At 74.1% G+C, this 8,703-nt stretch carries 6 protein-coding genes; 4 read left to right on the forward strand and 2 right to left on the reverse strand.

Translation table 11 applies throughout. The features are described from left to right. The 4 genes from SSNG_RS19570 to nadE form a co-directional block, all read left to right on the forward strand. On the forward strand, positions 1–2,501 hold a 2,501-nt coding region (locus SSNG_RS19570), incomplete at its 5' end, for an FAD-binding and (Fe-S)-binding domain-containing protein (protein WP_128637041.1). Positions 2,502–2,531: 30 nt separating this feature from the next. Then, the gene (locus SSNG_RS19575) at positions 2,532–3,521 is read left to right on the forward strand and encodes an EamA family transporter (RefSeq protein ID WP_007265610.1); all 990 of its coding nucleotides are present in this window, start codon (positions 2,532–2,534) and stop codon (positions 3,519–3,521) included. A gap of 571 nt (positions 3,522–4,092) precedes the next feature. Further along, complete coding sequence (locus SSNG_RS19580) at positions 4,093–4,806, forward strand: hypothetical protein (protein WP_042801411.1); 714 nt, start codon at positions 4,093–4,095, stop codon at positions 4,804–4,806. 19 nt (positions 4,807–4,825) lie between these two features. Continuing rightward, positions 4,826–5,647 (forward strand): ammonia-dependent NAD(+) synthetase, encoded by an 822-nt coding sequence (nadE, locus tag SSNG_RS19585; RefSeq protein WP_007265612.1) that lies wholly within the window; start codon positions 4,826–4,828, stop codon positions 5,645–5,647. 616 nt (positions 5,648–6,263) lie between these two features. On the opposite strand, the gene SSNG_RS19590 is transcribed toward nadE, so the two are convergent. Both SSNG_RS19590 and SSNG_RS44880 read right to left on the reverse strand, forming a co-directional pair. Next, on the reverse strand, positions 6,264–7,067 hold the full coding sequence (locus SSNG_RS19590; RefSeq protein WP_007265613.1) for an alpha/beta hydrolase: 804 nt from the start codon (positions 7,065–7,067) through the stop codon (positions 6,264–6,266). A 154-nt stretch (positions 7,068–7,221) separates the two neighbouring features. Then, on the reverse strand, positions 7,222–8,703 hold a 1,482-nt coding region (locus SSNG_RS44880), incomplete at its 5' end, for a CocE/NonD family hydrolase (protein ID WP_050779673.1).

Raw genomic sequence — 8,703 nt, forward strand, 5'->3', positions numbered from 1 at the left:
ACGCCCTGCTGTCGCTCGACCCGGCGGCCCGGACGGCCGTCGTCCAGCCCGGGCTCGTCCTCGACCGGCTGCGGGACGCCGCGCGCCCGTACGGGCTGACCTTCGGGCCCGACCCGTCCACCCACTCCCGCTGCACCCTCGGCGGGATGATCGGCAACAACGCGTGCGGCGCCCACTCCGTCGCCTGGGGCACCACCGCCGACAACGTCGAGGAGCTGACGGTGGTCCGCTACGGGGGCGCCGCCCACCGGATCGGCACGGGCTGGGCGGGCGCGCCGGCCGGACTGCGGGAACTCGTCGACGCCAACCTCGCCGTGCTCCGCACCGGCCTCGCCGCCGGATCCTTCTCCCGCCGCATCTCCGGCTACGGCGGCCTCGACGCCCTCCTCCCCGAACGGGGCGTACGGCTCGCCCGCGCCTTCTGCGGCGGCGAAGGCACCCTCGGCGTCGTCACCGAGGCGGTGGTGCGCCTGGTGGAACCGCCGCCCGCACCCGTCCTCGCGGTCCTCGGCTACCCCGACGAGAGCGCGGCGGCGGACGCGGCCGCCGGGCTCCTCGGACACGGGCCGCTCACGGTGGAGGGCATGGCCGAGGACCTGGTGCGCGGCGCCACGGGACTGCCCCGGGGCGGGGCCTGGCTGTTCGTGGAGATGCCCGACGAGGACGCGGGCCGGCGCATGCTGCGGGAGGCCGACGCGCTCGACGCGGCCCTGGTGACGGACCCGGCCGCGCAGCGCGCCCTGTGGCGGATCCGCGAGGACGCGGCGGGCACCGCCACCCGCACCCCGTCCGGCGCGATGGCCTGGCCGGGATGGGAGGACTGCGCCGTCCCGCCCGCGCGGCTGGGCGCGTACCTGCGCGAGTTCCGGGCCCTGCTGGCGCAGCACGGGCTGCACGGGACCCCGTACGGGCACTTCGGCGAGGGCTGCGTCCACGTCCGGATCGACTTCGACCTCGTCTCGGCGGAGGGCCGGGCCCGCTTCCGCGCCTTCTCGCAGGAGCTGGCCGACCTGGTCGTCGCCCACGGCGGCTCCCTGTCGGGGGAGCACGGCGACGGACAGGCCCGCGCGGAGCTGCTGCCGCGCATGTACGGGCCGCGGGTCATGGAGCTGTTCGGGGCGTACAAGGACCTGTGGGACCCGGCGGGAGGCATGAACCCCGGGATCCTGGTCCGCCCGGCCCGGCTGGACGAGAACCTCCGGTTCGCGGTGGCGGCGAAGGGCCCCGCGCTCGGGAAGGAGGTCGTCCGCTGCGTCGGCGTCGCCAAGTGCCGGTCGGCCGAACCGGGCGGCCCGGAGGTGATGTGCCCGTCGTACCGGGTCACGGGGGAGGAACGGCACTCCACGCGCGGCCGGGCCCGGCTGCTGCACGAGATGCTGGACGGGGAGATCCTCACCGACGGGTGGCGCTCGACGGAGGTCGCCGAGGCCCTGGACCTCTGCCTCGGCTGCAAGGGCTGCCGCAGCGACTGCCCCGTGGGCGTGGACGTCGCCGCGTACAAGGCGGAGTTCCTGCACCGCCACTGGGCCGGCCGCCTCCGTCCCCTCTCGCACTACACCCTGGGCGGCCTCCCCGCCTGGCTCCGGCTGATCGCCGCACTGCGCGCGGCCGGGCCCCTCAACGCCGCCGGGCGCGTACTGCGGGTGCCGGGGCTGGCCCGGGAGCGGGGGCTGCCGGCGGTGGCGGGGGTGCCGTTCTCGCGGTCCCTCTCGGCCCCGCCGGCGTTCGAGGCGCGGGAGCCCGGGGGCGGGGCGGGCGTGACCCTGTGGCCCGACACCTTCACCGAGTACTTCACCCCCGAGGTCGGCCGGGCCGCCGTCCGGGTGCTCACCGCGGCCGGCCTCGGCGTCACCGTCCCCGCCCGGGGCCGGATGTGCTGCGGGCTGACCTACGTCTCCACCGGCCGGCTGGACCGCGCCCGCAGGGTGCTCCGGCGCACCCTGGACGACCTGGACACCCTGCACGACCTGGACGGCGTACGCGGACCCGTGCTGGTCCTGGAACCCAGCTGCGCGGCGGCCCTGCGCACCGACCTCCCGGCCCTCCTCCCCGACGACCCCCGCGCCCACCGCCTGGCCGCAGCCGTCCGCACCTTCGCGGAGACCCTGGAGGAGCACGCCCCCCACTGGACCCCGCCCCGACTGGACCGGCCCGTCGCCGGGCAGACCCACTGCCACCAGCACGCCGTCCTCGGCGACGCCGCCGACCGGCGGCTGCGCGCACGCGCCGGGCTGACGGGGGAGCTCAGCGGCGGCTGCTGCGGCCTCGCCGGCAACTTCGGCTTCGAGCCCGGCCACCACGCCGTCTCGGTGGCGTGCGCCGAGGAACAGCTCCTGCCGTCGCTGCGCACGGCCGCGCCGGACGCCGCGGTGCTGGCGGACGGGTTCTCGTGCCGCACCCAGATCGCGCAGCTGGGCGGGCGGCGGGCGCGGCACCTGGCGGAAGTCCTGGCGGGGGGGCTGGGGGGAGGAGCAGGGGATGTAAGGCAACACACTCGCTGATGGGCCTTACGCACCCCTTAGTCTGGATTCATGCCCGCACCATCCTCTTCGTCCCCGACGACCGCCGTTCAGGCTTCCGCTCCGGTTTCCGCTCCGGCTTCCGCTCCGGTTTCCGGTCCGGTTTCCGGTCCGGTTTCCGGTCCGGTTTACGCCCCCGCCCGGGCCTCCCGGCTCGGGCCGGTCGCGCTGGTGGTCTCGGCCGGGGTGTCGGTGCAGTTCGGGGCCGCCCTCGCGGTGATGGTCATGCCCAGGGTGGGCGCGGCGGGAGTGGTCACGCTGCGGCTCGCGGCCGCCGCGCTGGTGCTGCTCGTCCTGTGCCGTCCCAAGGTGCGCGGGTACGGGCGTTCCGACTGGGGGACGGTCATCGCCTTCGGCGTGGCCATGGCCGGCATGAACGGCCTCTTCTACCAGGCCATCGACCGCATCCCCCTCGGCCCCGCCGTCACCCTGGAGGTGCTCGGCCCGCTGGCCCTGTCCGTGATCGTCTCGCGCCGCCTGGTGAACCTGCTGTGGGCCGCCCTGGCCCTGGCCGGCGTCGCCCTGCTGGCGGGCCACGGCGGAGGAGGCCTCGGCGGCCTCGACCCGCTCGGTGCCGGCTTCGCGGTGGGCGCGGGCGCGATGTGGGCGGCGTACATCGTCTTCAGCGCCCGTACCGGCCGCCGTTTCCCGCAGGCGGACGGCTTGGCCCTGGCGATGGCAGTGGCCGCGGTCATCTCGCTCCCGCTGGGCGTGGCGGAGGCCGGCTCCGACCTCCTCACCCCGAGCACGCTGGCCCTGGGCCTCGGCGTCGCGGTGCTGTCGTCGGTGCTCCCGTACACGCTGGAGCTCCTCGCCCTGCGCCGCCTCCCGGCCCCGACCTTCGCGATCCTGATGAGCCTCGAACCGGCCATCGCGGCGACCGCGGGCTTCCTGGTACTGAGCCAGGCGATGTCACCGCTGGACGCGCTCGCGATCGCCCTGGTGATCGCGGCCAGCATGGGCGCGGTCCGGTCGCAGAGGGAGCCGGGGGAAGCCGGCTGAGGGGGAGCGGTATCCCCCGGGGCGGTCTCAGAGCAGGTTGGGGGCTTCCCGTCAGTCCCATCGTCCTTCCGGTTCGGGCCGGCCCGTCAAGGGCGCTCCTTCGTCGCGTCGCTACGCGATCGCCTTCGGCGACCCTTGACCGACCGACCCGAACCGGAAAGCCGAAAGACTGCCGGGAAACCCCCAAAGAAACGGGACGGACGATCCTTGGAGGAGCGGGCGCCTCAGCGATGAGACGAGGGGCCGGGGCTTGGCCGGCCGGGCATCCGGGCCCTCAACAGCCGCCGCTCCGGGCCGGTGGCGCGACTACCCGCACGAGAAGGCGAACAGAGCAGCGCAGGAAGCCCCCAGACGCGACAGATCGCTACGCGCTCCTCTCGTCTCAGCGTCCGACGACCGCCTCTGGCTGATACCCGCACCAAAAGGCGAACAGAGCAGCCCAGGAGGTGGACAGGCGCGACAGATCGCTACGCGCTCCTCACATCTCGGCGGCCGGCGACCGCCTGTGGCTGATACCCGCACGAGAAGGCGAACAGGACGGCCCAGGGAGCCTGAGCCCCATCATGAGGGCGTGATGCACGTACTCGATGCCCCCGGTGGACTGACCGACAGGGCGCGGCGTTTCCTGTCCGCGCGGGCCCGCACCGTTCCGTTTCCGAACATCCCGAACCCGGGCGACGCGGAGGTCGCCGAGCGGCTCGCCGCCTTTCCGGGGGTGGACAAGGACGTGTTCCTTGCCGGTCTCCGCCGCGCGCAGGCCCGTTACGGCGGGCTGGTCTACAGGACTTCGGCGTGGTCGCTCGAGGAGGAGATCCGGTTCCATCCGTGGCCCTCCTACGAGGCGAGCGCGGAACACGGGCCGCTGGGGCAGTTCATCGGTCATGGGGTGGCGCATCCCTACTCCGTGACGCTCCGAGGCGACGGCGCGGTGGTGTACCGGTTCGGCCGGGACGTGGCGGTGTTCCCGGATGTGGACGCCCTCATCGAGGCGGACGCCCTGTACTGGGAATGCGAGAGCTGGATTCCAGTGGTCGAGCCGAAGCCCGGGCAGTCTCCGGCCGGGGTGTGGGAGGCGGCGTCCGGGCTGCCCCTGATCGGGGAGGGCCATACGGAGTGGTGGTGGGAGTCCGACGGTTTCCGGGTGCACCTGTGGCGGACGTTCGCGGAGCTCTTCGACCAGGAGCGTTTGGTGAAGTGGGGAGTCTGGGCGCGGGACGAGGCAGGGGTGCGGGCCGCCCGACGGTTCCTCGCGGGCCTTCCCGCTAGGGTGGACGGCACATCGTGAACCGGAACAAGGAGCAGACGTGAGCGGCATCGCCCTGCAGCAGGAGATCGCCCGGGAACTCCAGGTCACCGAGACCTTCGAGGCCGAGCGGGAGATCGAGCGCCGGGTGGCCTTCCTCACCGAGCGGCTGACCTCCACGGGTCTGCGGTCCCTCGTACTGGGCATCAGCGGCGGTGTCGACTCGACCACCTCGGGCCGGCTCTGCCAGCTCGCCGTCGAGCGGGCCCGCGAGGCGGGGCACGATGCGCAGTTCTACGCGATGCGGCTGCCCTACGGCGTCCAGGCCGACGAGCACGACGCGCAGCTCGCACTCTCCTTCATCCAGGCCGACCACGTCCTCACCGTGGACATCAAGCCCGCCAGCGACGCGGCGCTCGACGCCTCGGCGGCCGCCGGCGTGACCTTCCGCGACGCGCACCACCAGGACTTCGTGCACGGCAACATCAAGGCCCGCCAGCGCATGATCGCCCAGTACGCGGTGGCCGGCGCGCACGCGGGCCTGGTGGTCGGCACCGACCACGCCGCCGAGGCCATTTCCGGGTTCTTCACCAAGTTCGGCGACGGCGCGGCGGACGTGGTCCCGCTGACCGGCCTGACCAAGCGCCGGGTGCGCGCCATCGCCGACGCCCTGGGCGCCCCCGCCGAGCTGGTGTGGAAGACCCCGACGGCCGACCTGGAGACCCTCGACCCGGGCAAGGCCGACGAGGACGCCCTCGGCGTCACCTACGACGACATCGACGACTTCCTCGAAGGCAAGCCGGTCGACGCGCGCGCCTACGAGACGATCGTCAACCGCTACCGCCTCACCGAGCACAAGCGCCAGCTCCCCATCGCCCCCTGAACACCAGCCCAGGACGGCCGCCATCCGCTGAGAAAAGAGGAGCGCGTAGCGATCTGTCGCGCCTCTCGGCTCCCTGGGCCGTCCTGTTCGCCTTCTCGTGCGGGTATCAGCCACAGGCGGTCGCCGGCCGCCGAGATGTGAGGAGCGCGTAGCGATCTGTCGCGCCTGTCCACCTCCTGGGCTGCTCTGTTCGCCTTTTGGTGCGGGTATCAGCCAGAGGCGGTCGTCGGACGCTGAGACGAGAGGAGCGCGTAGCGATCTGTCGCGTCTGGGGGCTTCCTGCGCTGCTCTGTTCGCCTTCTCGTGCGGGTAGTCGCGCCACCGGCCCGGAGCGGCGGCTGTTGAGGGCCCGGATGCCCGGCCGGCCAAGCCCCGGCCCCTCGTCTCATCGCTGAGGCGCCCGCTCCTCCAAGGATCGTCCGTCCCGTTTCTTTGGGGGTTTCCCGGCAGTCTTTCGGCTTTCCGGTTCGGGTCGGTCGGTCAAGGGTCGCCGAAGGCGATCGCGTAGCGACGCGACGAAGGAGCGCCCTTGACGGGCCGGCCCGAACCGGAAGGACGATGGGACTGACGGGAAGCCCCCAACCTGCTCTGAGACCGCCCAAGGGGATCCCGCCCCTCACACCCCCTCAAGGAACCGCGCCACCGCCGCTGCGAAGGCCTCCGGCGCGGCGGTGTGGACGAAGTGGTCGGTGTCGAGTTCCGTCAGGGTGGTACCGGGGCGGCGTTCCGTCATGGCGTGGGCCTGGTCGGCCGGGATGACGCCCTGGGTGCCGCGCACGAGCAGTGCCGGGCAGGTGGAGGCCGTCCAGTCGGCCCAGTGGTCGCCGTGGACGTGGTGCTCGGAGTCGTACATCTCCCGGGGGTGGAAGGGCAGGCGCCAGCTGCCGTCGGCGTTCTGCCGGAGCCGGTCGGAGAAGTACGGCGCGGCCGGCCCGAGGCCCGCGGCCAGCGCCTCGCGGGTCGGGGCCTCGTACGGGAGCTGGAGCAGGAACGCCAGGGGGTTGGAGCCGTCCAGCCCGAGCGCGGCCGGGCCCTCGGCGTTGACGAGGGCGCTCACGCGCTCGGGGTGGCGCGCGGCGAACTGGTAGGCGTTGATGGCGCCGAGGGAGTGGCCGAGCAGGACGACGCGCTCCAGCCCCAGGTGGTCCAGGAGGGCGCCGACGTCCGAGAGGTACCCCTCCCGCGTGTAGTCGGCGGCGCGGTCGGACTCGCCCTGGCCGCGCTGGTCCGGGGCGATCACCCGCCACTCGGGGCCGAGGGCGCGGGCGAGGCCGGCGAACGTGGCGCCCTCGGACAGGTGGCCGTGCAGGGCGACCAGCGGGCGGCCGGTGCCGCCGAAGTCGAGGTAGGACAACCGGCGGCCGTGGATGGTGAGTTCGGAGCGGGTGGCGGCGGTGGTGGGGGTGGCGCTCGCGGTCATGGTGGTTCTTCCCTTCGCGGTTCGGTCGCGCCTTCGCGCCTTGACGTGAAGAACCATAACCAGGATCCATACGATTGTTCAATACGTTCGTATGGGACGACCGTATAGATTCTGCGCCCCGTCCTCAGCCCTCAGCCCTCAGCCGCTCAGCCCCTCACCCCACCGGCACCTCCAGATACGACGGCGTCGGCTCCGGTGAGGTGAACGCCAGCGTCGCGCGCGGCAGGTTGGCGTCCCCGTACAGGGGGTCCCGGGCGGCCGCCACCAGCAGGAGCCGGTGCCCGCGCGGGACGTCGTACGCCGCGGCCTGGAGGTCGATGTCCGCGCCGATCAGGCTGTCCGGCGGGGAGTGCAGGTCGCTGAACGGCGCGTGGGTGATCAGCCGGGCCGAGCCGTCCGGGGCCAGGTCCAGGAGGTACGCGACGAAGGTGGAGCCGGAGTTCGCGGCGCGGTACGTCACCCGCAGGCGGGGGACGCCCCGTACGCGGAGGGTCTCTTCGGCGGGGTCCCCGGCCCAGGCGGCGGTGACGGCCGCGGCCGCGGCGGCGCCGATCTCGCCGCCCGGGTACGGCTTCGGGAGGCCGGCCATCTCGGCGTACCCGGACCGCACCACCGCGTCGGCCGCGGCGGCCGGGGTGTCCACCCCGCACAGCACACCCGCCGTCCAGCCGTGCTCGGGCTCCCCGGCGAGCCGCCCGAAGCCGGTCGGTCCCTCGAAGCCGCCCGGCCCCCCGGAGCCGCTGGGCCCCCCGAACCCGCCCGACCCCCCGAACCCGCCCGGCCCCCCAAAGCCGTCCAACCCCCCGAACCCGCCCAACCCCCCGAACCCGCCCGGCCCCCCGAGTCCCGCGCGCCCCCCGGATCCGGCCGGCGGGGCGCCGCCCGTGAGGTACAGCCGGCGGACGTGTCCGCCCGGGGCGGGGAGGGCGGCGGAGGGTTCCAGGGCGCGGCTCCACATCACCTCGGAGCGCACCTCACCCTCCTCCTCCACCCCGTTGGCGGCGCCGCACAGGTGGTGGTCGAGCCAGCGGTGCGCGTCCGTCCACACCGGGCTCGGCAGCCCCAGCAGCCCCGCGCTCTCGGGGCCGCAGTGGTCGCCGACGGACAGGTCGATCCGCTTGGGGCCGGTGAGTTCGCCGAACAGCCCCAGTGTCTGGTTGGCGGGGAAGACCGTCTCGTGCCAGGCGTGCGCGAGGAAGACCGCCACCCGCCTGCGGTTGAACTCCTTGACGTGCGCGGACGGGGAGCGCTGCTGCGCCCACCGCAGGGCGCCTTCGGCGTCCCGGTCGGCGAGGACGTCCTCCAGGGCCCGCTCCGTCTCCGGGCTCAGCCGGGCCCGTCCGGCCGACGCCAGCAGGACCTGTACGGCGGCTGCGCGGCGGGTGGAGTTCTCGTACAGGACCTCGCCGAGGTCGCCCCACGCGCTGAGCGCCGCCACCGCGTCGACGCGGGGGTCGTGCGCGGCGACGAGCAGGCCGATGCCGGCGCCGTACGAGACGCCGAGGAAGCCGATCCTGGTGACCGGGCCGGCGGCGCGTTCCAGGAGGTGGTCCAGGGCCCTCCTGCCGTCGGCGACGTCCAGCGGGCCGGCGAAGTCGGCCTGGCCGTCGGAGCGGCCGAACCCGCGGACGGTGTA

This window comes from Streptomyces sp. C, assembly GCF_000158895.1.
In the GTDB taxonomy this organism is placed as follows: domain Bacteria; phylum Actinomycetota; class Actinomycetes; order Streptomycetales; family Streptomycetaceae; genus Streptomyces; species Streptomyces racemochromogenes.